The organism is Dulcicalothrix desertica PCC 7102, assembly GCF_003991905.1.
GTDB classification, from domain to species: Bacteria; Cyanobacteriota; Cyanobacteriia; order Cyanobacteriales; family Nostocaceae; genus Dulcicalothrix; species Dulcicalothrix desertica.
The window spans coordinates 136,985-161,044 of record NZ_RSCL01000024.1; the positions used below are offsets into that span (position 1 = coordinate 136,985).

General features: G+C 39.9%; 23 protein-coding genes and 1 pseudogene. 10 read left to right on the forward strand and 14 right to left on the reverse strand.

Going from position 1 to position 24,060, the window contains the following annotated elements:
• Positions 1-633 precede the first annotated feature (633 nt).
• From DSM106972_RS38540 to arsM, 3 genes are all read left to right on the forward strand, one after another.
• Entirely contained in the window at positions 634-921 is a 288-nt protein-coding gene (locus tag DSM106972_RS38540; RefSeq protein WP_073622213.1) for a Mo-dependent nitrogenase C-terminal domain-containing protein, read from the forward strand.
• A gap of 446 nt (positions 922-1,367) precedes the next feature.
• Complete coding sequence (locus tag DSM106972_RS38545; protein ID WP_127085669.1) at positions 1,368-2,042, forward strand: response regulator transcription factor; 675 nt, start codon at positions 1,368-1,370, stop codon at positions 2,040-2,042.
• An 81-nt stretch (positions 2,043-2,123) separates the two neighbouring features.
• Entirely contained in the window at positions 2,124-3,089 is a 966-nt protein-coding gene (gene arsM / locus DSM106972_RS38550) for an arsenosugar biosynthesis arsenite methyltransferase ArsM (RefSeq protein WP_127085648.1), read from the forward strand.
• A gap of 117 nt (positions 3,090-3,206) precedes the next feature.
• Here arsM and DSM106972_RS38555 read toward each other — a convergent pair whose 3' ends face one another.
• A complete protein-coding gene (locus DSM106972_RS38555) occupies positions 3,207-4,037 on the reverse strand; it encodes a hypothetical protein (RefSeq protein ID WP_127085649.1) in 831 nt (276 codons plus the stop codon).
• Between the two features lie 271 nt (positions 4,038-4,308).
• Between DSM106972_RS38555 and arsS the strand changes: the two genes are divergently transcribed.
• A complete protein-coding gene (arsS, locus tag DSM106972_RS38560) occupies positions 4,309-5,295 on the forward strand; it encodes an arsenosugar biosynthesis radical SAM (seleno)protein ArsS (protein WP_127085650.1) in 987 nt (328 codons plus the stop codon).
• A gap of 522 nt (positions 5,296-5,817) precedes the next feature.
• Here arsS and DSM106972_RS38565 read toward each other — a convergent pair.
• Positions 5,818-6,477: an SDR family oxidoreductase gene (locus DSM106972_RS38565; protein WP_127085651.1), complete on the reverse strand. Its 660-nt coding sequence runs from the start codon at positions 6,475-6,477 to the stop codon at positions 5,818-5,820.
• A gap of 100 nt (positions 6,478-6,577) precedes the next feature.
• Entirely contained in the window at positions 6,578-6,904 is a 327-nt protein-coding gene (locus DSM106972_RS38570; RefSeq protein ID WP_233787365.1) for a hypothetical protein, read from the reverse strand.
• A 238-nt stretch (positions 6,905-7,142) separates the two neighbouring features.
• Between DSM106972_RS38570 and DSM106972_RS38575 the strand changes: the two genes are divergently transcribed.
• Positions 7,143-8,171 carry a hypothetical protein gene (locus tag DSM106972_RS38575; RefSeq protein WP_127085652.1) on the forward strand — a complete coding sequence of 343 codons (1,029 nt, stop codon included), beginning with the start codon at positions 7,143-7,145 and terminating at the stop codon, positions 8,169-8,171.
• A 289-nt stretch (positions 8,172-8,460) separates the two neighbouring features.
• Here DSM106972_RS38575 and DSM106972_RS38580 read toward each other — a convergent pair whose 3' ends face one another.
• Both DSM106972_RS38580 and DSM106972_RS38585 read right to left on the reverse strand, forming a co-directional pair.
• Positions 8,461-8,709 (reverse strand): hypothetical protein, encoded by a 249-nt coding sequence (locus DSM106972_RS38580; protein WP_127085653.1) that lies wholly within the window; start codon positions 8,707-8,709, stop codon positions 8,461-8,463.
• A 504-nt stretch (positions 8,710-9,213) separates the two neighbouring features.
• The gene (locus DSM106972_RS38585; RefSeq protein ID WP_127085654.1) at positions 9,214-9,462 is read right to left on the reverse strand and encodes a CTB family bacteriocin; all 249 of its coding nucleotides are present in this window, start codon (positions 9,460-9,462) and stop codon (positions 9,214-9,216) included.
• Between the two features lie 287 nt (positions 9,463-9,749).
• Between DSM106972_RS38585 and DSM106972_RS38590 the strand changes: the two genes are divergently transcribed.
• The 4 genes from DSM106972_RS38590 to DSM106972_RS38605 all read left to right on the forward strand — a co-directional run bounded on the left by DSM106972_RS38590 (position 9,750) and on the right by DSM106972_RS38605 (position 13,091).
• Positions 9,750-11,039 carry an MFS transporter gene (locus DSM106972_RS38590; protein ID WP_170213635.1) on the forward strand — a complete coding sequence of 430 codons (1,290 nt, stop codon included), beginning with the start codon at positions 9,750-9,752 and terminating at the stop codon, positions 11,037-11,039.
• A gap of 54 nt (positions 11,040-11,093) precedes the next feature.
• Positions 11,094-11,792 carry a glutathione binding-like protein gene (locus DSM106972_RS38595; RefSeq protein ID WP_127085655.1) on the forward strand — a complete coding sequence of 233 codons (699 nt, stop codon included), beginning with the start codon at positions 11,094-11,096 and terminating at the stop codon, positions 11,790-11,792.
• A gap of 54 nt (positions 11,793-11,846) precedes the next feature.
• Positions 11,847-12,680, forward strand: coding sequence for an SDR family NAD(P)-dependent oxidoreductase (locus tag DSM106972_RS38600; RefSeq protein ID WP_233787366.1), 834 nt, complete (start codon positions 11,847-11,849; stop codon positions 12,678-12,680).
• Positions 12,681-12,851: 171 nt separating this feature from the next.
• Positions 12,852-13,091, forward strand: coding sequence for a DUF3455 domain-containing protein (locus tag DSM106972_RS38605; RefSeq protein WP_325052261.1), 240 nt, complete (start codon positions 12,852-12,854; stop codon positions 13,089-13,091).
• A gap of 24 nt (positions 13,092-13,115) precedes the next feature.
• On the opposite strand, the gene DSM106972_RS38610 is transcribed toward DSM106972_RS38605, so the two are convergent.
• From DSM106972_RS38610 to DSM106972_RS38625, 4 genes and pseudogenes are all read right to left on the reverse strand, one after another.
• Positions 13,116-14,090: an ABC transporter permease gene (locus tag DSM106972_RS38610; RefSeq protein ID WP_127085657.1), complete on the reverse strand. Its 975-nt coding sequence runs from the start codon at positions 14,088-14,090 to the stop codon at positions 13,116-13,118.
• Positions 14,087-15,616, reverse strand: a complete 1,530-nt coding sequence (locus DSM106972_RS38615; protein WP_127085658.1) for a sugar ABC transporter ATP-binding protein — start codon at positions 15,614-15,616, stop codon at positions 14,087-14,089. The genes DSM106972_RS38610 and DSM106972_RS38615 overlap by 4 nt, the downstream gene beginning before the upstream one ends.
• Positions 15,617-16,678: 1,062 nt before the next feature.
• On the reverse strand, positions 16,679-17,680 hold the full coding sequence (locus tag DSM106972_RS38620) for an ABC transporter substrate-binding protein (RefSeq protein ID WP_127085659.1): 1,002 nt from the start codon (positions 17,678-17,680) through the stop codon (positions 16,679-16,681).
• A gap of 193 nt (positions 17,681-17,873) precedes the next feature.
• Positions 17,874-18,080, reverse strand: a pseudogene (locus DSM106972_RS38625) (hypothetical protein); the annotation flags it as partial.
• Positions 18,081-18,374: 294 nt separating this feature from the next.
• Between DSM106972_RS38625 and DSM106972_RS38630 the strand changes: the two are divergent.
• Complete coding sequence (locus DSM106972_RS38630; protein WP_127085660.1) at positions 18,375-19,754, forward strand: UvrD-helicase domain-containing protein; 1,380 nt, start codon at positions 18,375-18,377, stop codon at positions 19,752-19,754.
• On the opposite strand, the gene DSM106972_RS38635 is transcribed toward DSM106972_RS38630, so the two are convergent.
• The 5 genes from DSM106972_RS38635 to DSM106972_RS38655 all read right to left on the reverse strand — a co-directional run.
• Entirely contained in the window at positions 19,751-20,542 is a 792-nt protein-coding gene (locus DSM106972_RS38635) for a peroxiredoxin-like family protein (RefSeq protein WP_127085661.1), read from the reverse strand. The two genes, DSM106972_RS38630 and DSM106972_RS38635, sit on opposite strands and share 4 nt — an antisense overlap.
• A gap of 126 nt (positions 20,543-20,668) precedes the next feature.
• Complete coding sequence (locus tag DSM106972_RS38640; RefSeq protein ID WP_127085662.1) at positions 20,669-21,139, reverse strand: methyltransferase family protein; 471 nt, start codon at positions 21,137-21,139, stop codon at positions 20,669-20,671.
• A 162-nt stretch (positions 21,140-21,301) separates the two neighbouring features.
• Positions 21,302-22,639, reverse strand: coding sequence for an SCP2 sterol-binding domain-containing protein (locus DSM106972_RS38645; protein WP_127085663.1), 1,338 nt, complete (start codon positions 22,637-22,639; stop codon positions 21,302-21,304).
• A 43-nt stretch (positions 22,640-22,682) separates the two neighbouring features.
• Positions 22,683-23,351, reverse strand: coding sequence for a DevA family ABC transporter ATP-binding protein (locus DSM106972_RS38650; RefSeq protein ID WP_127085664.1), 669 nt, complete (start codon positions 23,349-23,351; stop codon positions 22,683-22,685).
• A 12-nt stretch (positions 23,352-23,363) separates the two neighbouring features.
• Positions 23,364-24,060 (reverse strand): FtsX-like permease family protein (locus tag DSM106972_RS38655; protein WP_233787955.1); only part of this gene is annotated, 697 nt, incomplete at its 5' end.

Genomic DNA, 24,060 nt, shown 5'->3' on the forward strand with positions numbered 1-24,060 from the left:
GCCTTTTTATATTGAACGCTCGTTATAAAATAGTCTAACGTGAAGTTTACAAAGAAGTCAAGTGGGCAACGGATGTAACGGATGTAACGGATGTAACGGGTGTAATGTAGGTTGGGTGGAGGCTTTGCGCTCACATAGTATGCCGTAGGCGTAACCCAACATTTATAAATTTGATTGTAGGATGGGCGCCGAGTACGAATATTTATGTTGGGTTTCCCTACCATAAGCGGATATCCTACCATAAAGGAAAACTACGTTTACGTTTACGGATAACGGGACACTACGTGCTACGTGAACGTACTCGCGCTCCACCTAACCTACAGCCTACATACATCGATACTACTTGGTTAAGAATTTTAAGCCAAAAAGTTGTAATAACTTAACTTGAATTTGATGTTGGGTTCCGCCTACGCTCCACCCAACCTACGGTTTTGCGAGCTATCCGTTACATCTGTTATATCCGTTGCCAAATTTTACCATACTGTCCGGAAAGTTAAGTTTGGTAACTGTAGTAAGAGTTGTTCCTAAAACAAGGGACAAAATGCATAAGTTAAAAAACACAGCCATATATAAGTAATAGAAGGGATAACAACCCGACTACCAAACAAACACAAAAACATCAGGAGAACTATCATGACATCCTTTACACAACTCCACCGCCAAAACGATATACTCTTTCCTATCCGTCAGTGGTTAGAATCTATCGAAGTTAAAGACTCAAAATTTGCACATAAACTATGTAAACTTATTCCTTCTCAATGTCCATTTGAACGTGATGTTGTAGTATTTGGCAAGAAACTATTTCATATTCCCCCAATGTGCAAGCTCAATCCTTTTTACGAACAAGTCGTATATTTACGCTTTAAAGCACTATGCTATCTAGCTGACGTCTGCAAAGAAGATGTAAGCGCTTACTGTTAATATATATTTTCAATGAGCGAATCTTGACTTGGATCAGTATTAAATGTGATTAAAGCCTACAGCAACTCTACAAGCTATACCCTGCGCGCGCACCAGTACTAGACTTAAAGTATTTCAATAATTTTATATCTCTACGTTAAGCTTTTAACCACTGATATATAGTGGTATAAATTATACTTAAATTCTATTTGAAAGTCATAGATTCCTAACTTCTTGAAGAAGCTGGGAATCTTTAAGCATAAATAAGTAAAACAATATAATATTGCAACAAAACTTATCAATTCATTTCAGAATATGCTTGTATAATCTGGAGTGTTAACGTTTACAGTAGCATGTAAATTATAACACACCAAAATCAAATCGAAAGTCAAACAAATGTAAAAAATGTTGCTTTAGTTCGGATGAGTCTGTGTTGTTAATTAAAGAAAAAAACTGTGAAAAAATCGATGACAGCCCATATATTATTAGTAGAGGAAGAAGTTAAGCTCGCACGATTCGTGGAGATGGAGCTTGGATATCTAGGGTATAAAGTGACAGTCGAGCATGATGGAGTAGCAGGCTTGAATGTAGCACGCGAGTCACAACCCGACTTAGTGATAGTAGATTGGATGTTGCCTGGGTTATCAGGGTTAGAAATTTGCCGACGTTTACGAACGACTGGTGATCAAGTGCCAGTAATATTGTTAACGGCAAAAGATGAAGTTAGCGACCGCGTAGCAGGACTGGATGCGGGAGCAGATGATTATGTAGTTAAACCGTTCAGTGCAGATGATTTGCTTGCACGAGTACGCGCGCATGTAAGAAAGACACAAGAATTAGACCCAGACCTATTACTATTTGAAGACTTGAGCTTGCATCGAAAAACGCGACAAGTAAAACGTAAGGAAAGAAATATAGAATTAACAACTAAAGAATTTGACTTACTCGAATATTTAATATCACATCCGCGCCAGGTAATATCACGGGATAGAATTTTAGAATCTGTCTGGGGATATACATTTATGGGCGATTCTAATATCATTGAAGTGTATATTCGTTATTTGCGTATCAAGCTCGAAGCTGAACACGAAAAACGATTAATACACACAGTGCGTGGCGTAGGTTATGTTTTGCGTGAATAAGAAAGCGGGTTTCTTTATCGAAACCCGATTTCTAAAGACATGTACAAGTTGATAGAGTAGAAAGAGTAATCTAAAATCTTCATGACTTACCTAGAAACCGCAGCGCAATTTTACAGTGATGTTGCTCAAACTCCAGAAGTCGGACTTTGCTGTGTTCAAAGTTCACCTTTACAGTTCCCAGACTTAAAAGTTCCGCGTAAGATGCAGGACATGAACTATGGTTGTGGGACTACAGTACATCCTACAGAATTGAGTAACCAGCCGACTGTATTATACGTGGGTGTTGGTGGTGGACTGGAAGCTTTACAGTTTGCTTACTTTTCTCGTCGTCCACGTGGGGTTATTGCAGTTGACCCAGTAGCGGCAATGCGTGAAGCTGCCTCTACTAATTTAGAAACTGCGGCAAAAGAAAATTCTTGGTTCGACACCAGTTTTGTTGAAATTCGAGAAGGTGATGCTTTTAATTTACCTATTGAGGATGCTTCAGTAGATATAGTCGCACAGAATTGTTTGTTTAATATATTTGAACCATCTGACTTAACTCGTGCGTTGCGTGAAGCGTATCGAGTATTGAAACCAGGTGGGCGCCTGCAAATGAGTGACCCGATTGCCACACGTCCAATACCAGAACATTTACAGCGTGATGAACGGTTGCGTGCAATGTGTTTATCCGGCGCCTTAACATATGATGAATATATTCAGCGCATTATAGATGTTGGTTTTGGACAAGTAGAAATTCGGGCACGGCGCCCATACCGTTTATTAGATGCTCGTAATTATAATCTACCAGAACATCTGCTGTTAGAAAGTCTAGACTCAGTATCTTTCAAAGTACCTATTCCAGAAGATGGCGCCTGTGTATTTACTGGCAAGACAGCTATATATAGTGGAGCAGAAGAATATTTTGATGATAAAAACGGTCACATCTTACAAGCAGGAATTCCTATGTCTGTATGCGATAAAACAGCGAATAATTTATCCAAACTTCCCAAAGATATTTTAGTCACCAATTCAACTTGGCATTACGTCGGAGGAGGATGTTGCTAGAAATATCGTATATGTCTTAATTGTTGCACAAAAGTCATAAACTACATCAAGGCGATACTGGCGCCGGAAGTATTTTATGACTACTTTTTTTCCACTGCATTACTACACTTATATCTACTAAGGATACACATTCTCTGCTATTAATACAGGAGTATTAGCATATTCGTCTTCAAGTTGCTTTTTTACATCTGAATTCCAATTCATTTTATAATTTTGTTGAATATCAGCAGCAACAAATGGACTAACTCTTCCCATAACTACCACAGTTTGACCTTCATTGATTGCGACTTTTGGTTTTTGGCTAAATAAAATCGGCAAATCTTTTCCACCAATAAAATTGCCATCATCTAACTTTAATAAATTTGGGCTTTGAATATCTTTGACTTTGCCCATCATAGCAACCCGTTTACCATAAAACTGTTCGGGATTTGTAGCGACTTGACCGGGTTTAGGAGCTAGTGTAATGTAGCGTGCGATAATTGCAGGTTGATTAATGTAATCTTTGTAATATTCATCTTGTATATTTAGTTTAAAATCGCGCTCGATTTTTGGAATATCTAGTTCACGAACCTGACCCGTCACCTGAACTTCTGTATTCCCGTCTTTTGGTAAATCAAAGGGTATATTTGAAGCATTAATAACTACAATAGGTTTGCCACCAACTAATTGTTTATCTTTGACAGCAAAAGCACGTAAACCAAGACGTTGAATAGGTTTACTCCTAATTGTCACAGTTTTACCTGCAAAATCATCGGTTTCGCTGGTAATCTCAGCTGTATTGGTAATTTTTGATGTTATACTCTCATTAGAACCAAAAGCCCCGCTATTGATGGTTAACATCGCTAATACGGCAAGGAAAGCCAAAACCCCTATATCTCTAATTCCTTGAGATGTGTTATCATCGGAAGCACTATTAGATTTACTGTCATTTTTGGGAATTTGACTCATGACTTTAGCTCCTGATATTAATTTGCTGTAAGTGACTTACCTACTTTTTAAACTAAATAGCTTCATTATTCTTTCTACCTCAAGAGCGGTTTTATGTTAATGTAAGGTAGATATTAAGGGATTAGTATTGTCTATAACATTTGCGAGCAGAAAAACTAATATACATGAACGATAATATCCTTTAGGCAGAGATTAATTGTATTTCTATGCGGTCTGAAATTGCATAAACGCTATGCGATAATATAAAGACGGTACATTGTCTTGAAATAAAATGATTACTTCAAAAATCACGCCTTTCAAAGAAAAACTAAAATCACCTCTCTTAAAGCAGCAAATCACTGTTTTGCAAATTAATTTGGGTAAACGCTGCAATTTAGCTTGTTCGCATTGTCATGTTGATGCTGGGCCGAAGCGTACAGAGGAGTTATCACCCGAAATTTGCCAGTATTTAGTAGAATTAATCGAAAAATTCCCACAAATCAAAATCGTTGACTTGACTGGTGGGGCGCCAGAGATGAATTATGGATTTCAGGAACTTGTTGAGGCAGCTAGAAAAAACGATAAGTCTGTTATAGTCAGGTCAAATTTGACTATTTATTTTGAACAAAGTTTTGACTACCTTCCCCAATACTTTGTTCAAAACAAGGTCAGAGTTGTAGCTTCACTACCCTGTTACATGGCAGATAACGTAGACAAAATGCGGGGGAACGGTGTTTTTGACGCTTCTATTCAAGCTTTGCAATGGTTAAACAGACTTGGTTACGGTACGGCGCCTGATTTAATTTTAGATTTAGTCTACAACCCCTTGCTACCGACTACCGAAAACTTTTCTCTGGCGCCTAACCAACAAAGTCTCGAAAGTGATTACAAACGTTTTTTGAAAAACAATTTTAATATTGACTTCAATAATTTATTCACAATCACAAACTTACCAGTAGGGAGAACAAAGTTACACTTGGAACGTAAAAAACTATACGCTCCCTACTTAGAATTTTTGGAAGCACATTACAACCCAGACACAGTAGGAAACTTGATGTGTCGTGACGAAATATCTATCGATTATAAGGGTAATATTTACGATTGCGACTTTAACCAAATGATGAATCTGCCCGCAAAAACCAAGGATGGGGAAGCATTGACGGTTGCCAAGTTACTTGAGAGTGGCAACTTAGACGTAATAAACGAAGTTCAAACCGCTGCTTACTGTTATGGGTGTACTGCTGGAAGTGGTTCGAGCTGTGGTGGCGCTTTACTTTAGTTCATGTAAACTATTGTGAAGGAAAACTTTATACACCTTGGAGGTGTTTTTGAGTCTCTGTTACCAAAACTGTTACCGGTGTCACGGCTCTAATTTATAAGCTTATTATGAATCTCAGTTATGCTTCTCACATTACCCCAAAAGCCGTGGACCCCTCCCAAAAGCCACGGTTTTTACTTTTAGGGTACACACACTCACCATTAAGGTGAATTTCGTTGACCGAATGAACTTAATAGTTCGATTTCTTCTGTGTAATTTGTGCCTTCGTGGTAGAAAAATCTTTTCAACCAAGAAGATGTGAAGGACAAGAAGAAAACGTTTTAGAGACGCGGTATGTCGTAGACACGATATGTCGCGTTTCTATTAGAAACCGGGTTTCTTGTTACCAAAACTGTTACCAGGTATGTCGCCCCTCAAAGTAACCTTTATGATAATAGATAGTTAAACTCCTCACACCACACCGAAAGCCGCGAAGCATTGTTTTCGCGGCTTTTTCATATTTATTTCATATTTATATATTGATTACCAAGGTAATATTTCACCGTTACTATGCCAGAAGGTGCCTGTATTATTTAGGTTTAATTCATCAATTCGTTTGATAAGTCCTTGAACTGACTCAGATGTAGTAATACCACTGAAACCAGTCATGCGGGTTTGCACCAGTCCGGGATGGAGAATAGCAACGGCAATACCTTTTGGTTTTAAATCATGCGATAAAGACTTTCCTGCCATCGAGACAGCTACTTTCGACATGCGATAACCGTATGAGCCTCCCGAAGTGTTATCTTCAATGGAACCCATACGGCTAGTCATTATAATTATTTTAGAGCCATTTTTGAAATTCGGAAGCAAGGCGCCTGTAACTCTCAAAGTTCCTAGTGCATTTATTTCAAACTGGCGGCGAATGCTTTCAAAGTCCAGATTATCAAGGCTAACTCGTTCGATAATACCAGCATTATTAATCAAAACATCGAGATGCAAACCCTGTAACCTATTAACTAAATCATTTACCGATGCATCGAGAGTAATATCTATATTCGGCTCTATTTGTACACCCAGATTTTTTAACTCATCACAAGCAGAACGACAAACGGCAATTACAGTATCTCCTCGTTCTTTTAACTGACGGCAGTACTCTAAACCTATACCTCGATTGGCGCCTGTGACTAAATAAGTTGCCATTTTAATTCAAATCGAAACTAATTCTTCAATTTTTGCACATTTTCGTATCCATGCTGCCACATTGGAATCGAAAAACGCATTGATAGAAAAGTATTTCAATTTAACTACCATTACCACCTGAGACGTTATAGTCTTTCGAGCTAATACCTAACGCTGCAAGACCTCCAGAGGTTACATACTTACATACCTGTACAAAAGGTGTATCGGAACCACCGAAGGTTTGAGGTGAAAAAGAGACAAAACCGGTGAAAGAAATAACTACACCAACAGTTGTAGTCTTCCAGTTTTTGACAATTGCAGTTTTAAGGTTGAATTTGGGTGGAGTGTTATCAGGTTTCATTTGTTGTGGTGTTAAAGAATTTGTTAAATCTTGGGATGGAACGTTGTCAATTTGAATTGGTGTTAAAGGATTAGTTGAGTCAGACATAATAAATTCCTTTAGTTACTCTGGTTGATTTATATATAGGCGCCTACCTTTTATACTTATGCAGGGCGCGCTTGTTATCGTTATATAAATAACCAACTTAGGAGCAATTAATTCCGGAAAGGCATCTAAAATTTCCTGGTCTCTAGATTCGCACGCTAAAACGGTATACTTTTTTGATAAAGGATTTTGTATAATCATACTTACAATAAAAATAGTATAATTTAGAACAACAGTGTATATGAGCGAAACAAAAGCAGGACAAGTAGACTCAAGATGGTGGCGCTGGCCCCTAGAAACAATATTTCCGGATAAAAAATTTGATGGACAGTTGCAAAACCCTGAGACTGAGCAAATTTTTGACTTTAACACCGTTATTGCATCAGGAAATCCTTTTGGTGTAATTACGAGTCAAATAGTTTACTATCCGGAAAACGATAACCGCGAGTTGTATGCAGTATTTATTTCTGGGTTAGGGCAACGTGAAAGCGAGTCTTCAAAGCGAAGTCGTAGATATGCTTCGACTCTCGTTACTGGTATTGCAAATTTAAATAACGCCTCTTACCGTAAGATACATCCGATTATTCGATTTATTAATAAATACCTTGATTGGATAAATGCAGGATTAGACCGTTTGAATTTATCTGGCAGCCCTGTAATTGGCAATACCGCGATTTTAACTAATTATGCCATTACCTCCAACACTATTCTTAACTTTTCCAGTGATAGTCATGGTACTATTTTACTAGCAAGAGGTTTGAGAGTAGCAAAAAGGAAGTATATTGATGCGCGTGCTGGTATATTCGACTTTAAAAGGCGCCGAATTTTAAAGGAGAAGTGGGAAAAGCGTGCGAATCAGTTGATAAACGTTTTTGCTTTTGGGAATGGTTATTTAAACTGGGTGAAAGGACCGAGTTATATAATGGTATACATCGAGGGGGATACTGTACCTAATAAATTTGGAATTACACCGCAAAGAGCAATTAAGCGAAAACGAGAAGATATAAAGTTTTTAATATTTGACCAGATATTTCCAGATGGTAGCTTTGAAGCTCATAATATGATGTATACAACACAATTGCTGCGTCAAACTTTTATTAAAAATAATATTCAAATAGGTGATTTTCCTGCTTTGTACAATAAAATTTACCAAAATACTTTACAGGTGGCTAAAGTTGATGAAGTTCCCTGGCCCAGCGACATGAATGACTATACATGGTATCCTGAAAGCCTTAATTTTATTCTCCCGTCGGCGCCTTTAAATAATTGAGTAATTACACTCAAAAGCAAAATTGCATGGGACTATTAAGCTTCCATGCAAATACTAAATATAATGGCGATTAAAATTACTATTTAGTTTAAAACTAAATAACAATCAATACTTACTATATTAAACATAAACCAAGCTAATTACTAGTACGTTTAAGACTAATTTTATACCTTTGTTATAGTAAAACATACGTTGTGAGTTTAGACACATTTATTTGGTTTTGCGCCTGATTTTATGTACTTTGTGGTACATTTCATGAACCACAAAGTACACAAAGAAAAGAAAAAAATTAGTTTAAGCAGAGTAATTCGTTTTCGTCGGCTAATTCATCCTCGGTGAGTTCATCACTATAACCTTGCGGATAGTCAAAAACTATCGTATAATTCCAATTATTATCATCATCAATCCGTAATCCAGTAACTCGACCGATAGCCCACTTACTTGGTTTACAATTACTTTTCATTGCAACCCGCGAGTTGAATGTGTATTTTGGAGATTGAGCGCAAAAGCCAGCGAATTGGATTGTAATAGTGTTCATAATTTTGTATGATTGAAGTACTACAGCATTCACTTTCAATTCCGGCGGTAACCCGAAAATGTATCTCGAAATTGCACAAAAACTTGAGAAAATATTACATTTTTAGTCGAACGTATATCTTCACTTTCATTGAGTTATGCAATTTGATTTAATATTTATGAAGTCAGGCAGATTTGGGATAGTAAGCTTTCCCTGTATCCGCTTTAGTGACAAGGTTAAAAGCCTGAGCTTGCATTGAGGAGATTGTTCATGATATCTTAGAAACTTGTTATATTTATTATATCACTTAAAAAATATTTTTGCCTGATTTCGCTGCCAAAATCAGGTTAACTTTAATAAAATTTTTCACAATTTATACTATTGCTTTACAAACCACTTTTTATCTTGTGGAGCTATCTTGTAGAGCCATCTTGTAGAGCCATCTTGTGGAGCCATCTTGTAGAGCCATCTTGTGGAGCTATCTTGTGCAGCGGGCATCCTTGCCCGCCCTAGGAATAACTTTAATTATTTAGCAGCAATAGCTTGACCTGCGTTGCTCAAGATATCTTGCAACTGAACAACAGAAGCAGTATAGCTACCACCGGGGCCTGCAAAGGTTTGTTGAGCAACCCCTAAGTTCTTTTGCGAAAAGCTGTTAGAAGCATCCGATGCAAACCCACCGATGTCACCTAAGCTAATAGCTAGACCACCTGCAACAGTATCAAGCTCATCAAAAGAAAGTTCAACTGCGTTGGTGTTAGTTTCGTTATTCATTTACTTATCTCCGTAAAAGTATAATTATTTGGTTGAGATATCGCAGAAGTCATACCGTTTATTATTTCGGTTGCTTTGCTGCGTTTGTTTTCGCTTCATGTGTACATACTATGAATTTTGCTTCTTCCTGTACATCGCACAAACGTTGGGAATAAAGCTTATATTTCTCCACCGAAAAGAGTCATACTAAAGTTCGATATGGAAGTAAGTAAACAAACAGAAGCATTGCTGAGTTAGATAGGGCATACTAAAAGGCAGGGATTATACCACTAGGGAGGCATCTGCAATTGAAGGGCTGGCTAAAAAATAATATTTATTTACATCTACCTGCATTCCAATCACGTAACTTTAGACTCTTCTTTGGTGGACAAACGCTGTCGCTGTCAGGCACGTTTATGACGCAGGTGACGATTTCTTGGTTAATTTATACCCAGACGGGTTCTGCTTGGTTGCTTGGTTTAAACGGGTTTCTGCAATTTTTACCGACATTAGTTCTGGCGCCGTTTTCAGGGGTTTTGAGTGACCGTTGGAGTAAGCGCGATTTATTGATAGTGGTGCAAGTGCTAGGAACAGTCGCTTCTTTAACTTTGACGACACTATCCTTTTTAGGATTGGCAAATTTTTGGGTGCTGATAATTTTCAGTATTTGGGGAGGATTATTAAAGGGTCTGGATATGCCTGTGAGGTACGCGATTGTAATTGAAACAGTCGATAACCGTGACCATTTAAATAACGCTATCGCCCTTTATTCTGCCATGCTTAGTACCTCTATGTTAATTGGGCCTGCAATTGGAGGTTTATTACTTGCCAAGCTTGGCGCCAACTATTGCTTTCTGTACGATAGTCTAAGTTACGTTGTGGCACTATTAACGCTTATTTCAATGAGATTACGACCAACTCCTTCTCACATTTCTACATCTGGAAGCAACACCTGGCAAAAATTACAAGAAGGATTTAGTTATATATATAATGTGGTGCCAATTCGTGCCATCTTATTACTGTTGGCATTAAATGGTTTATTCGGTAGTGCCCATATGGCGTTACTTCCCATCTTTGCATCTGACATCCTTAAAGGTGGTGGGGATACAATGGGCTTTTTGAGTTCAGCAGGTGCTATAGGTTCAGTTATTGGCTGTCTTTATCTTAGCTTGCGTCAGCGAGTGTTGGGTTTAGAAAAGTTGATGGCATTATGTCCTGCTATAAGTGGAATTGGCTTAATTGCTTTTGCAATATCTAGACAAGTTTGGCTTTCGTTACTGATTCTAGCTGTAATTGGTGGCGCCGGAATGCTTATAGTGTCTTGCGGTAACACCATTGTGCAAACCTTAGTTGAAGACGATAAACGGGGTAGAGTGATGAGTCTTTACTCTCTGTCTATAATTGGTACACTACCTTTGAGTAGCTTAATCGCTGGAAGTTTAGCACAGTATATCGGCGCCCCGAATACCGTAATTGCCAGTGGAATTATTTGCCTTTTAGAATCAATTTGGTTTGCTCGACAGTTACCACTTTTGACAAGCTGGATTAAAATGAAAACAAATTTGCCCAATAATTTATCTGAAGCAGCAACTCATTAACAATTGACTTTAAATTCTCTACTACAGAGTCTAAAATATACAGGGGAAATATCTATGATTGACCTTTACTACTGGACTACGCCCAACGGACACAAAATTACTATATTTTTAGAAGAAGTTGAACTACCCTACAACATTATCCCTGTCAATATCGGTAAAGGGGAGCAGTTTAAACCAGAATTTCTAGAAATTGCTCCGAACAATCGTATACCAGCAATTGTTGACCGTGAACCTGCTGATGGTGGTGAACCCATTTCGATTTTTGAGTCAGGTGCAATATTAGAGTACCTAGCAGACAAAACCGGGAAATTAATTCCAGCACATATTCGAGGTCGCGTGGAAGTACTGCAATGGCTGTATTGGCAAATGGGAGGACTTGGACCAATGGCAGGGCAAAACCATCACTTCAATATATACGCTCCTGAAAAAATTCCTTACGCAATTAATCGTTATGTCAACGAAACAGGACGTTTATATGCTGTTATGGATAAACGACTAAGTGACCGCGAATTCCTAGCAGGAGATTATTCAATTGCCGATATTGCCAGCTATCCCTGGATTGTACCCTACGAACGACAAGGACAGAAACTAGAAGATTATCCTAACCTGCAACGCTGGTTTGAAGCAATAAAAGGGCGCCCAGCAACAATTCGAGCTTATGAAAAAGCTGAAGCATTTAATAATGAGCAAATAGCTCCAGAACAAGCGCGCGATTTATTATTTAATCAATCCGCTACTACTGTGAAGCGATAAACATTCTCTTCATGATTTTTATACTATTTGTCAGTATAAATTAAACATACTCTTGTGTCTTGTGGAACGGGCATCCCTGCCCGTCCAACCAAATTTGATCAAAACTTGCTAAATCTTCAAACTGCTTTAACTATGAATCAAGTTGCTTTAATTACAGGTGGTAGTCGTGGACTTGGCAAAGATATGGCTTTGCGTCTGGCTCAAACTGGTTGTGATATTATAATTACTTACAAATCCAAACTGGAAGAAGCGAGTGAAGTAGTAACCCAAATTAAGCAAATAGGACAAAATGCAACCGCTTTACAGTTTGATGTAGGGCAAATCAAGGACTTTGACGGTTTTGTTGCCAAACTTCAAACTGTACTAAGTAAGGAATTTGGAACAGAAAAACTAGATATTTTGATTAACAATGCTGGGGTGGGAGCTACGATTCCCATTGCCCAAGTAACGGAAGAAGATTTTGACGGTCTTGTAAACATTCACTTCAAGGGTGTATATTTTTTAACCCAAAAATTATTACCAATCATAAATGACGGCGGTAGAATTATCAACATTTCCAGTGGGACAACTCGCTTCGCTAATCCAGGTTACTCGGTTTATGCTTCTGCTAAAAGTGCGATTGAAACTTTCACAAGATACTTAGCTAAAGAAATAGGAACGCGGGGAATTACTGCTAATGTGCTAGCTCCCGGAGCCATTGAAACCGACTTTAATAATGCTACAGTGCGTAGTAATCCTCAAATTAAAGGTTATATCGCCTCTAATACTGCTCTAGGTCGAGTTGGACAAGCCGAAGATATTGGTGGAATTGTGGCTTTCTTATGCTCCCCTGATGCCAAATGGATCAACGGGCAACGGATTGAAGCTAGTGGTGGAGTATTTCTTTGATAGCTCGAAAATAAGCAATTATTACAGAACTGTCAAACATCACTTTCATCAAGGCATAAGCTCCTGAATGCGCTCAGAACGCATATCATCAATCAGCATGACATAAGTCTAGATTTTACCGATTTATAGCATATTTACTGATAAATACGTTCATTAAGCTTCAGCAGCTGCATAAATACTGGTAAAGTCAAAAATCTTGTGCAGGCGCCTAATGTCAAAGATATTCCTTGGCAAATACTGAGTGCTAAATATTACATTAAAGCTGGTGTATTTAGCAACATTAATTATATCCAACGAGTAGATACAGTCGGAGGTCAGGCGCCCAAAGTTGGTTGCGATTCATCTTATGTAGGTAATGAAGTAAGAGTGAATTATAGTGCCAACTACTACTTCTATGGCGCCGCACAATAACCTTATCTGAAAAATATTTCTTGGTTATTGCTGAGTGCCAAATTTTACATAAATAATGGTGTATTTAGCAATATCAAGAAATATTATGTTTTCTGCGTGATGCGCTGCTGGAAATGACCAAGTAAACGGGATGAGCAACATGTTGAAGCTTGTGGAGATTACCTGCATAATCAAGGCGCCCACAACAGTTCCAAGCACATTCGCGCGACCACCAGAGAAGGGCGTGCCACCAACAACAACGGCTGCAATGGCATCGAATTCCGCGTTGACACCAATCTTGCTAGGGTCGCCCATGCTGAGTCTCGCCGTTTCAATAAGCCCAGCCAGTCCGGCGAGCAGGGCGCTAATTATATAGACAATGTATTTCACGCGAAAAGCGCGGATACCCGCAAGCCTTGCTGCTGCTTCGTTACCGCCGACTGCAACGATATGGTGCCCAAAAAGCGTAAAGCGGATACAGAAGATAGCTGCCGCAATGACAATAAGGGCAATTACAACCTGAACCGGGATGGCGCCGAGATAGCCTTTTCCAATCGCTTCAAACGTGGGGTTGGCAAAGGGAACAAGTTGACCATCCCCAATAACCTGAGCTATCCCACGCCACATAATGAGAGCCGCCAGGGTGGCAATCAAAGGTTCAAGTGAGAGACGTGAGATGAGAAAGCCGTTAAGAAATCCAATCAATAAGGCACCTGCCAAAGCAACCGGGATAGCAATAAAAATCCCGTGATTAATAAGCAATGCCACAATGACTGAAACCAATGCCATAGTGGAGCCAACGGTGAGGTCGATACCACGTGAGGCAATAACAAATGTCATCCCAACGGCAATGATCATCGTCGTAGACACTTGGAGCAACATATTTAGAGTGTTGCTAACTGTAGCAAAACGCGGAGTAAAGATGGCGTTCGCAACATACAAAATAAGGAGTGCCGCAGGAGCGCCGTTATTTGGGTTCCATAGGGTTCTCCAACTAGGAGCGCGCTTCTTGATTTTCATGGATCAACCGTTCCCTCCGCCATAGCGTGCAAAATTGTCTTTATGTTCTTCTGCTCGCCATTTAGTTGGGCAACTGACCGCCCGTCACGCAAGACGACGACACGCTGTGAGCCTTCAACAAGCTCTTCCACTTCTGATGAAATCATGAGAACCCCAAGACCTTGCAAAGCTAGTTCGGCGATAAGCCGCTGTATCTCCCCCTTTGCACCAACATCAATACCGCGAGTCGGTTCGTCGAGGAGAAGAAGTTTCGTATTCTTACACAGCCATCGCGCGAGAAGCACTTTCTGCTGATTACCACCTGATAGTTCGTGGATTTTCTGTTCGGCACTAGCCGCCTTGATGTCAAGACGCTGCATAAAACGAGTAACAAGTTCGTTCTGTCGTTTTCTGTCAACGATGCCCCATCGCGTTAGGGCTGGTAGAGCGGCGAGAGTGAGGTTTTCGCGCACCGAAAGCTCAGGAATAATGCCGTCCGCTTTGCGATCTTCTGAAAGGAAAGCTATCCCCACGTCGATAGCGTCATGAGGATCACGTAGGGAGAGAAGTTTACCTTCGAGTTTTACGGTTCCGCCGTCAAGTGGTTCAGCCCCAAATAGAGCGCGCGCTGTTTCGCTGCGACCAGAGCCAAGCAAACCCGCAAGCCCAACTATTTCACCATGCCGCACTTCAATAAAGATACCTGAGAGACGATTCTGATATTTGAGAGCTTCTGCCTGTAGCAGTATTGCTCCCCCTACTGCGTTTTGCGGTTCTGTTGCGAATGCCGTGACTCCTTTGCTCACTTCCCTTGGCTTGCGACCCAGCATATGACAGACAAGATCGAGGCGATTGAGTGTGGTCAGTGACTGCGTTATAATGTGGCGCCCATCACGGAGGACTGTCACACGATCACATACGGCGTAGAGTTCTTCAAAACGGTGGCTGACGTAAATAATGGATGTTCCTTCCGATTTTAGTCTACGCATAACGTCAAAAAGAACAGAGACCTCGCTTGGAGTAAGCGAACTCGTGGGTTCATCAAGGATAAGTACCCGCGCGTGTGTAGATATAGCGCGCGCGATAGCTACCATCTGGCGATGAGCAATATTGAGCGAACCAACCACCGAGCGTGGGTCGATATGCAACCCAAGACGTGCCAATATCTCGCCCGCTTCACTGTTCATGCGTCGTTTGTCAATAATGCCGAAGCGATGCGGTTCCCTGCCAAGAAAAATATTCTCAGCAACAGTTCGGAAACCGACGAGATTAATTTCCTGGTAAACAGCTACAATGCCTACTGCCTGGGCTTCGGTCGGGTTTTGAAACGCAACGCGACCCATAGCGTACTCTATAACACCCGAATCCCGCCGATACGCTCCCGTCAGAATTTTAATCAGCGTCGATTTGCCGGCGCCGTTTTCGCCAACTAGCGCATGAATCTCGCCTGTCAAGAGTTCAAAATCAACGCCCTGGAGCGCGGGCACGCCAGAAAAACTTTTCTTTATGTCCCTCATGTGCAGGACAGTTCGAGTCGCCTGATTCATCAGAGCCACCTATACTAGAAATCCTTCACGCCATACTTCCTGGCTATCTTTTCTCGTCAACATCTCTATTTATCTATATTAGGATACAAATTACCTATTGGTTCGTGTCATTAATTTTGGGGCGTTGATTAGCAACGGATACAACGGATGTAACGGATAATTTATTGGTTACAAATAAAACCAAGTTATTTAAAATTAACTATCCGTTACATCTGTTAATCATCGGTTGCCAATATTTCTACTCCCTAAAACTTATGACATGAAGCACTATTGTTCCATGTCATTAATTTTGGCTAGTTGGCGCCGATAGTAAGGTGGGCATTGCCCACCATACAACCAGCCAAAACTTTTGACATAAACTACTATTGGTTCGTGTCATTAATTTTAGTGCGTTGATTAGCAACGGATGAGAGCGGATGTAACGGATAAGTAATTTTAAATAACTGGACGCAAGTTTGTAGCAAATAAATCATCCGTTACATTTGTTACATCCGTTACATCCGTTGCAAACCAACCTTCCAAAACTAATGACACGGACTACTATTGGTTCATGTCATAAGTTTTGGGGTGTAGCAGAATTGGCAACGGATGATGAACGGATGTAACGGATAAATAATTTTAAATAACTGGACGCAAGTTTGTAGCAAATAAATCATCCGTTACATCCGTTACATCCGTTACATCCGTTGCAAACCAACCAGCCAAAACTTTTGACATAAACTACTATTGGTTCGTGTCATTAATTTTGGTGCGTTGACGTAGCATATCTGTCCCAGATGTGCGGTCATCTGTATAAAAATTACGCTAGTTATACATATTAATTCTATAAAATAGCGTTTATTTTGCGTTAACGCAGTTTGCCCGGAGGGCGATAAACACGTAATCAATAAAAAAGGAAGTAGTAATATTTACGTTAATCTTATTGTGTTAAGATATGGCTTCAGGTTTGCGCGATTCGGATAATGTTTTACTGGGGGATATAGCAAACTTTCCCCCAGTAAAAAAGAAGATACAAATCATAACCACCAGTAAAAACAGCCCCAGTAATTGAAATAAACAACACTAGTATGCTTCATGCACAAAATCCTTAGCGTTGCTGATGTCGAAGAGTCTGTCCTTGAGAATAATTTTAGGAGGAATTTTCTCGCCAGCAAAATACTTCTCCATCGTGGCGAAAACAAGTGGACCAAAACGTGGGTTTGACTCAACACTCACCCCTAGCTCCCCCTTCATAATCGCTAAGAGCGCGGCTTTCTGACCGTCGATTGAACCAACCATTACATCTACCCCAGGTTTCATGCCTGCTGACTTGAGAGCTTGGATGGCGCCCAATGCCATTTCGTCGTTATGAGCATACACTGCGGTAATGTCGGAACCCTTAGCCTGGATGATGTTTTCCATTACGCGCTGCGCTGCAGCCCGCGAAAAATCCGCCGTTTGTGTAGCGATGATCTTCATATTAGGATAACTGCTGATAGCATCGCGAAACCCCTTAGCCCGGTCTATTGCCACCGACGACCCCGCCGTTCCGGTGAGTTCCACAATTGATGCTTTGCCGCCAGTCGCCTTAGCCAGCCAAGAGCCAACGCGACGCCCTTGCGCTCGGAAATCCGACCCAAGAAAGCTGACGAAGTGTTCACCTGGTTTTCCCGCAGCTTCACGGTCAATAAGAAACACTGGTATTTTTGCCGCCCTCGCCGCTTCAAGAGCAGGTGTGAGACCTTGATATTCGCGTGGCGCCAGAAATATAGCATCGACTTGCCGCGCGATTAAATCTTCAATGTCAGAGAACTGCTTCGACGTCTGCCCCTGAGCGTCCGTCATTAAGAAATCATAAGTTTCCTTACGCTTGGCAGCTTCGGACTTAATACTATTCGTTTCGGCTACGCGCCACGGGCCGATGTTCTCCGTCTGCGAAAATCCAACAATCTTTTTCGTTTTCTCGCGCGCGCAACCAAACAGCGACAAAGCGGCGACGGTAATCGCAACGTAGGCGCCAAATACCAAGAACCTTGACATATAGACTCGGACACAATCACCTTCAAAACAGGTTTGATTCTTCATAGCCGGAACAAGACTAAAAATTAAGCGAATTACTGTATAATCAGCAGGTTGGGACACTGCAAGTTTATCAAGAAAACCTGTGACTTATAGCCAATTTCAGGTATGTGAGGTACATATATAATGCCCGAAACGTTGTAGAGACGCGAAATTTCGCGTCTCTACATGCACCGCATGAAAACGAAATCCGCTATAAGTCTTGCCCGATAGCATATTGACCATCAGGATAAATCTTTTCTAAAACCGAACCAATTGAGTCTGTTAAAATGAGATTTTGGGGATGCTCCTGAAAATTCTTGCCTTCGGCACACTGCGTGAACACAAAGGTTCCGTCTTCATCTGGTAGTTGCGTATGGTAAGGGAAAGGAGAGGGTAGTACCGCACGCTCAATACTTGTCGTCATAGTGTTTTTCTCCATTTTTCCATTAGCCTCAAACTAATACAAACGTATTACAAAAGCAATTGCTTGTGACAGATATTGTTCTGACACGTATTCTGTACTTTGAAATGCTGATTAATACTGTGGCTGAGTGTTATACAAGATACATTAACACTCCGGTTCCTGCTGGCAATTATAGAATATTGTCAGCAGGGAGCGATTACGTTTGGAGTTAGTGTTAGATTTGCTCCGTCTGGGGGAAAACTGAAAATAGGGTTTTGAATCCGCTAAAAGCTGTTGAGTAAGAGTCAGGCACTTATGGATAGTGGTTTGCAGATTGACAATGTTCAAGATTTTGCAAGAGTAATTGGTAATAATGATAACCTTTGGGAGCTACTTCTGAATAGAGAAGTTAGCCGTTTTGAGGAAAAAATTAAATATGAACATATGATACAAGACTTAAAAGGAGTAATGAATAGCACTCAAGGAATAGTTATTGAAGTAAACATTTTTAGACAACTAAAATTTATTAGGGTCAATTATAGAGGTGGATTTATTTTCAGATACGAGAAAGAGCAATTTATTAAAAAAATTCACAAAATATCACCTACTATTTCTTTAGAGAAAATTAGGGAATTAGTAAAAATAGACAAAGAGACAGAAAAACGGCAAGCAGAAAAGCAAATTTTGCTTGAAAACCTAAAAAAGCATTTTGAGCAAGATTTTCCTAATACTTATAACTTTTATCAAGCTAAATGTGCAGAACACATTTCATTTCAAAATTATCAGGCTGAAAAGTCTAATTTTGTGCAACTTTGGATACAGCAACACTTAAACTTTAATATTGATCTTGAACAGGCAGCAGCAATTGGCGCCATTGAAAATCATGCCCAAGTAGTAGCACGGGCTGGTAGTGGCAAAACGTCCACCTTGGTTAATCGAGCTTTATTTTTACAGAAGCATTGCGGCGTTGCACCTAATGAGATATTGCTTTTAGCCTTCAATCGCAAGGCTGCTGAGGAAATACGAGAACGCCTTACCTCAAAATTAGAAAATTCTATACCGTATGTAATGACCTTCCACGCCTTAGCTTATGCTTTGGTTTATCCAGAAGAAAGTATTCTGTTCGATGAGCCAGATGGAGGACAGAGCAAAAGTCGTATTGTACAAGACGAACTCATTAGTACTTATATACATAAGAAAGCTCTCGAACCAGCTTTTTATGAGGAAATTCGCGCTTTAATGATGGCACATTTTCGTGAAGATTGGGAACGTATTGTTTCAAGTAATAATACAAGTCTAAAAAATGACGAAATGCTGCGTTATCTTCGTTCACTACCAAGCGAGGGGCTTGATGGAAAACACTATAAATCTTTTGGCGAGAAAGTGATTGCGAACTTTCTCTTTGAACATGATATTCAGTATAAGTACGAGCGTAACTTCTGGTGGAATGAAATTAATGAAATTAACTACCGTCCTGACTTTACAATTGGAGATAAAAAAGGAATAATTATTGAATATTTTGGACTTGAAGGAGATTCAGAATATGATGCCATGTCGAATCAAAAGCGAGACTATTGGCAGAATAGCCCTAACTGGCATTTACTTGAATTTTTTCCAAGGAATTTTAGAATAGACGGAGAAAAAGGTTTTTGCGCCTTGTTAAAGCAATCTCTTGAAGATGTTAATGTTTATTAATCCAGAAAAGATAAGGGATTGCTCATATTTTCGGCAAAACCAAGAATTCCACGGTCGCGATGCTCGTAAATTAATTTACCTTGGGGGTCAAATAGAAAAGTTCCTCCCCGTTGTGTCAAATAAGATGAATCCGGGACGTAAGTATTCCAATTGCTCAAAACTTCGGTCATGTTTCGTAGACGCAAGGTTGCTAGTTCAAAGGGACGCTGAAAACCTTTTCCTCCAGCAGCTTTGAAAAATGAACCTTTTATTGGTGGTAAAGGTGTATTTTTTACAACTTCCTCATCAGCAATTAACTGAGGAGCTTTTCTGTCACCTTTATAACCTCGAAAAACTTCCTTCAAAGTTCCGGGACTGCCAATGCCAGCACACATTAACATTAAATTTAACCAAGCTTTTTGTGATATTGATAGGGTTGGAAATTGTAGAGTTAAACCGCGATAAAGTCCTAAAAGAGTATGTATTTCAGCTGTTTCATCTACAAACAGCCATTCTTGAGGAAATCCGGTATATTCACAAAACTTAATACCAGAATTACGGTTTCCAATTCCTACCGCACGGACTGTAATTCCTTTTGAAGAAAGCTTTTCTTTTTCTCTTCGCAACCACCAAGCATATTCTAGATTATCAAAATCTCCCAACTGCGACCAAATCAGTACGAGCAACTGTGAAGCATTTGAACAACCATCTAAAACGGGTTTAATCTCTCCATCGCTAACTCGCAAGCGTTGAGTTTGACTCAAAATTGAGTAAATATCTGGAGAATGGTCGCGTGTTTGGGTGTTCATTTGATTTTTTATAGTGGGGTTACGATTATAATTTTATTTGGATCTGCATTGTAGAGACCGAATTTAATAGGGTCTCCACAATATACAATTTTGCAAATGATGCGCGAACTGCTATCTGTTCGCAATTTATACCCAACGACGTACTTGTGATTTGTATCGCAGGTATTCCTCGCCAAATTTACGCTCCAAGTAAATCTCTTCGCGCTTAACAACTCCGATTTGCACTATAACTAAAAGGGGTAATAACAGCAACAATGCCCAAAGCGCACTGAATAGTAAACTAATACCAATGTAAAGCAGCGTTAGAGACAAATAAATCGGGTTGCGACTCAAGCTAAAAACTCCGTCTGAAACAATCGCCGTTGTTGGATGTGAAGGGTTAATCGCAGTGCTAGCACGATTCATCGCCCGAAAAGCTAAAATCGCTATCAGGAGCGCGCAAATAATTAACAAAGTTCCTAAAAACACTGTCACAGAACGCGGCAGAAAGTCGATTGGAAAAACGAAATTGAGTAGTAATGCGATTAATAAAGTTCCAGCATAGAGAACTGGTGGAAAAGCAATTACTCCGGGATTGTCTGATATTTTTTCTTCCATTGTGAATTACCTTTTTGTAATTATTTTGCAAATAATGCTCCCTTGAGTTTTCCGAGGCGCAAGCGGAATCACATGAATTGAAATATTTATGTACTCATGATTGAAATATGAAGAGGCGCCGTAAGGTAGATACAGGTGCAAGTATTAATGGGTTAAAGGTTACTAGGAGGGAAAACATTTTCCGAAAGCTAATAGTAATTTAGGCGAGCCTTGAAGACGAATTTTTCGCTGTAATAATGCCCAAATTATATTCTGTTCCTTTGCTAAAAAACGCAGCCAAGTTTGACTATCGGCAGTTACAGAAAGATTTGCTTTACCTGTATGACCTTCTTCAACTTGAATGATTCGATTGCGAATCGTCACTGTTGCTAATCTCCGCTCATTACCAGTAAATGTAAAGTGGTAAACAGCATCTAACCCTTTGGACTGCTCGCGTTGAAATAGTAGGGATAATCCAAAAAGAAATCCTTGTATAGATTGAGGACGAATCCCATTACCGACTCGTTTTATAGTTTTGTGGGGAAAACGGCGAGCAACGTAAGCTTCTGCGTCTGAACCAGGAACTACATAAATTGTTTCTGCTTTATCCTGCAATGGTTTAACTACTTCTTGAATAAATTCTTTGCGATTATTTAAGAATGGTGCAATTACATCTTCTCCAGCAGGACATGCTGCAATACAATAGGCAGCTTTATAACTTGCTTTAAAAGAAAGACTTTGCCACATTGATGCAGATTCAGAATCGTTGACTTTTTGACGATATTCTTTAGCATTTTTACTATCGGCAATAGATTCTGCCCAATCAGTAAATCCACCCATAAATTCTCGGTAGTTATGGGTATAACAGGTTGCAAAATTAAAATGACCGTCTGCACCAATGGCGCCAACAGGACAAGCTGCTACACATAATTTACATTCCAGACAAGGGTTATAGTCAATAGGATGGGTATAAGCAGTAACTTTGGTACTGAGTAAAATAGTTCCAAGCAAAATAAAATTGCCAAACTTAGGATGAATAACATTGCGATGAATTCCCATGTGTCCTAACCCAGCAGCAACTGCCACAGGTTTATGAGAAACGACCCAAACTTTACCTGGGAATCGTTCCATTTCCATTGGAAAAGCTGCTGCTGGGTTCATTGCACAAATTCCCATATCTTCGAGCTTTTGAACAATGTGACGAGCAACTTTGTTAGTGTCCTCGTAAGTCTCGTGAAATTCATGATTGGCAATAGAACGAGCAGGTGTGCGGACGTTCTCCCGGTTCATGCGGCAGACAAAGCTAATTAGTGTTTTAGTGGCGCCAAAAGCCGCAATAATTTCCTCTTTTTGGTCAGCAATTGCTGGTCTATCAATTTCTACAAAACCGATATCATCGGCGCCTGCATCTAAACACAGTTGCCGCAATGCCGAGGCATCTAAAATAACTGGGGGAGCAACACTTTTAGATGCTTGTTCTCGAAAGCGTTTAACCGTTGGATGTTCGTCAAATTTAGCCATTGTTTTCACGTATTTATATTGGTTATAAAATTCTCTATTTGCTCTACACAAGACAACCATCTTCCATATTGATGATACGGTCTGCTATATCTAAGATGCGGTTATCGTGGGTAACTAGCACAATTGTGCAATTTTGCTCTTTGGCTAGTTTTTGCATGAGTTCCACAACGTCGCGACCAGATTGTTTATCTAGTGCAGCAGTCGGTTCGTCAGCAAGAACAATTTGCGGATTTGTTACCAAAGCGCGCGCGATTGCGACTCGTTGTTTCTGTCCTCCGGAAAGGTTTTCTGGATAGTAATTTATCCGATTTCCTAACCCTACAGATTGAAGCATCAATGAGGCTTTTTGTATAGACTCCGAATAAGTAACATCTTGCAATTCCAATGGCATCATTACATTTTGCTGTGCAGTCAAAAATTCCAGCAAGTTATGCGCTTGAAAAATATAACCAAGCTTCCTGCGTGTTTCTACTCGTTCATCATTACTGGCGCCAAACATTTCTCGTTCTAATATTCTAAGACTGCCAAATTGTGGTGAACGCAACCCACCAACTAAGCTCAACAGCGTTGTCTTGCCAGAACCTGATGGACCAGTCAGAATAATAATTTCCCCAGTTTTAATTTCTAAATTAACATCGAATAAAACCTGTTTCTGTAAATCACCTTGTCCGTAATAGTGATTTAGGTTGGTAATTGTAATGGCATTATACATAGTGTTTTCACGCTAAAAAATATCAGCAGGGTCAGCAGATTGAAGCTTACGAATTGCAATTGCCGCAGAAATACCACACATCAAGGCTGTTAGCGTTAGTACAAAAATAGCCCTTCCTACCGTCATCACCATCGGTAAAAGTGTTGCTTGTCGAGTAATGGAATAAAAACCAAGAGAAATACCCAACCCTGGTATAAAACCCATTGCGGCTAAAATCATTGCTTCAGTAAAAACCACCGATAGTAAATAGCGGTCACGAAATCCTATGGCTTTTAAAGTCGCATACTCTGCCAAGTGGTCGGAAACATCACTGTATAAAATTTGATAGACTATTACGGCGCCAACAATAAAGCCAATTACGGCGCCTAAATCAAAAACATAACCAACAGGGGTGCTACTATTCCAAAACCCTTTCTCTTTATCTAGAAATTCTTGCTTAGATATTACCAACACGTCCGAAGGTAATTTAGCACGCAAATTCGCTAAAACCCAAGCAGTATTAGCTGTTGGTTCTAATTTTAGAACACCTATATCTATTAATCCTTTTTGGCGCCGCTCCCCAAACAGCCGTAAAAAATTAATATCACTAGTAACTAAGTGCCCATTAATACCAAAAGATGTACCTAATTTAACCCACATTCCGCACTTCAATTTGAAGTACAAAAGATTACAACCAAGAAAAAAGCAAAAATTCAGGATGACGAAGAAA

What these genes read in the sequence shown, in the direction of transcription:
- DSM106972_RS38645 (WP_127085663.1), bottom strand. Translation starts at nt 22,639, where the DNA reads ATGGCTAAATTTGACGAACATCCAACGGTTAAACGCTTTCGAGAACAA.
- DSM106972_RS38620 (WP_127085659.1), bottom strand. Translation starts at nt 17,680, where the DNA reads ATGAAGAATCAAACCTGTTTTGAAGGTGATTGTGTCCGAGTCTATATG.
- DSM106972_RS38555 (WP_127085649.1), bottom strand. Translation starts at nt 4,037, where the DNA reads ATGAGTCAAATTCCCAAAAATGACAGTAAATCTAATAGTGCTTCCGAT.
- DSM106972_RS38635 (WP_127085661.1), bottom strand. Translation starts at nt 20,542, where the DNA reads ATGAACACCCAAACACGCGACCATTCTCCAGATATTTACTCAATTTTG.
- DSM106972_RS38575 (WP_127085652.1), top strand. Translation starts at nt 7,143, where the DNA reads ATGAGCGAAACAAAAGCAGGACAAGTAGACTCAAGATGGTGGCGCTGG.
- DSM106972_RS38615 (WP_127085658.1), bottom strand. Translation starts at nt 15,616, where the DNA reads ATGAATCAGGCGACTCGAACTGTCCTGCACATGAGGGACATAAAGAAA.
- DSM106972_RS38570 (WP_233787365.1), bottom strand. Translation starts at nt 6,904, where the DNA reads ATGTCTGACTCAACTAATCCTTTAACACCAATTCAAATTGACAACGTT.
- DSM106972_RS38565 (WP_127085651.1), bottom strand. Translation starts at nt 6,477, where the DNA reads ATGGCAACTTATTTAGTCACAGGCGCCAATCGAGGTATAGGTTTAGAG.
- DSM106972_RS38585 (WP_127085654.1), bottom strand. Translation starts at nt 9,462, where the DNA reads ATGAATAACGAAACTAACACCAACGCAGTTGAACTTTCTTTTGATGAG.
- DSM106972_RS38650 (WP_127085664.1), bottom strand. Translation starts at nt 23,351, where the DNA reads ATGTATAATGCCATTACAATTACCAACCTAAATCACTATTACGGACAA.
- arsM (WP_127085648.1), top strand. Translation starts at nt 2,124, where the DNA reads ATGACTTACCTAGAAACCGCAGCGCAATTTTACAGTGATGTTGCTCAA.
- DSM106972_RS38610 (WP_127085657.1), bottom strand. Translation starts at nt 14,090, where the DNA reads ATGAAAATCAAGAAGCGCGCTCCTAGTTGGAGAACCCTATGGAACCCA.
- DSM106972_RS38595 (WP_127085655.1), top strand. Translation starts at nt 11,094, where the DNA reads ATGATTGACCTTTACTACTGGACTACGCCCAACGGACACAAAATTACT.
- DSM106972_RS38640 (WP_127085662.1), bottom strand. Translation starts at nt 21,139, where the DNA reads ATGGAAGAAAAAATATCAGACAATCCCGGAGTAATTGCTTTTCCACCA.
- arsS (WP_127085650.1), top strand. Translation starts at nt 4,309, where the DNA reads ATGATTACTTCAAAAATCACGCCTTTCAAAGAAAAACTAAAATCACCT.
- DSM106972_RS38545 (WP_127085669.1), top strand. Translation starts at nt 1,368, where the DNA reads ATGACAGCCCATATATTATTAGTAGAGGAAGAAGTTAAGCTCGCACGA.
- DSM106972_RS38630 (WP_127085660.1), top strand. Translation starts at nt 18,375, where the DNA reads ATGGATAGTGGTTTGCAGATTGACAATGTTCAAGATTTTGCAAGAGTA.
- DSM106972_RS38580 (WP_127085653.1), bottom strand. Translation starts at nt 8,709, where the DNA reads ATGAACACTATTACAATCCAATTCGCTGGCTTTTGCGCTCAATCTCCA.
- DSM106972_RS38540 (WP_073622213.1), top strand. Translation starts at nt 634, where the DNA reads ATGACATCCTTTACACAACTCCACCGCCAAAACGATATACTCTTTCCT.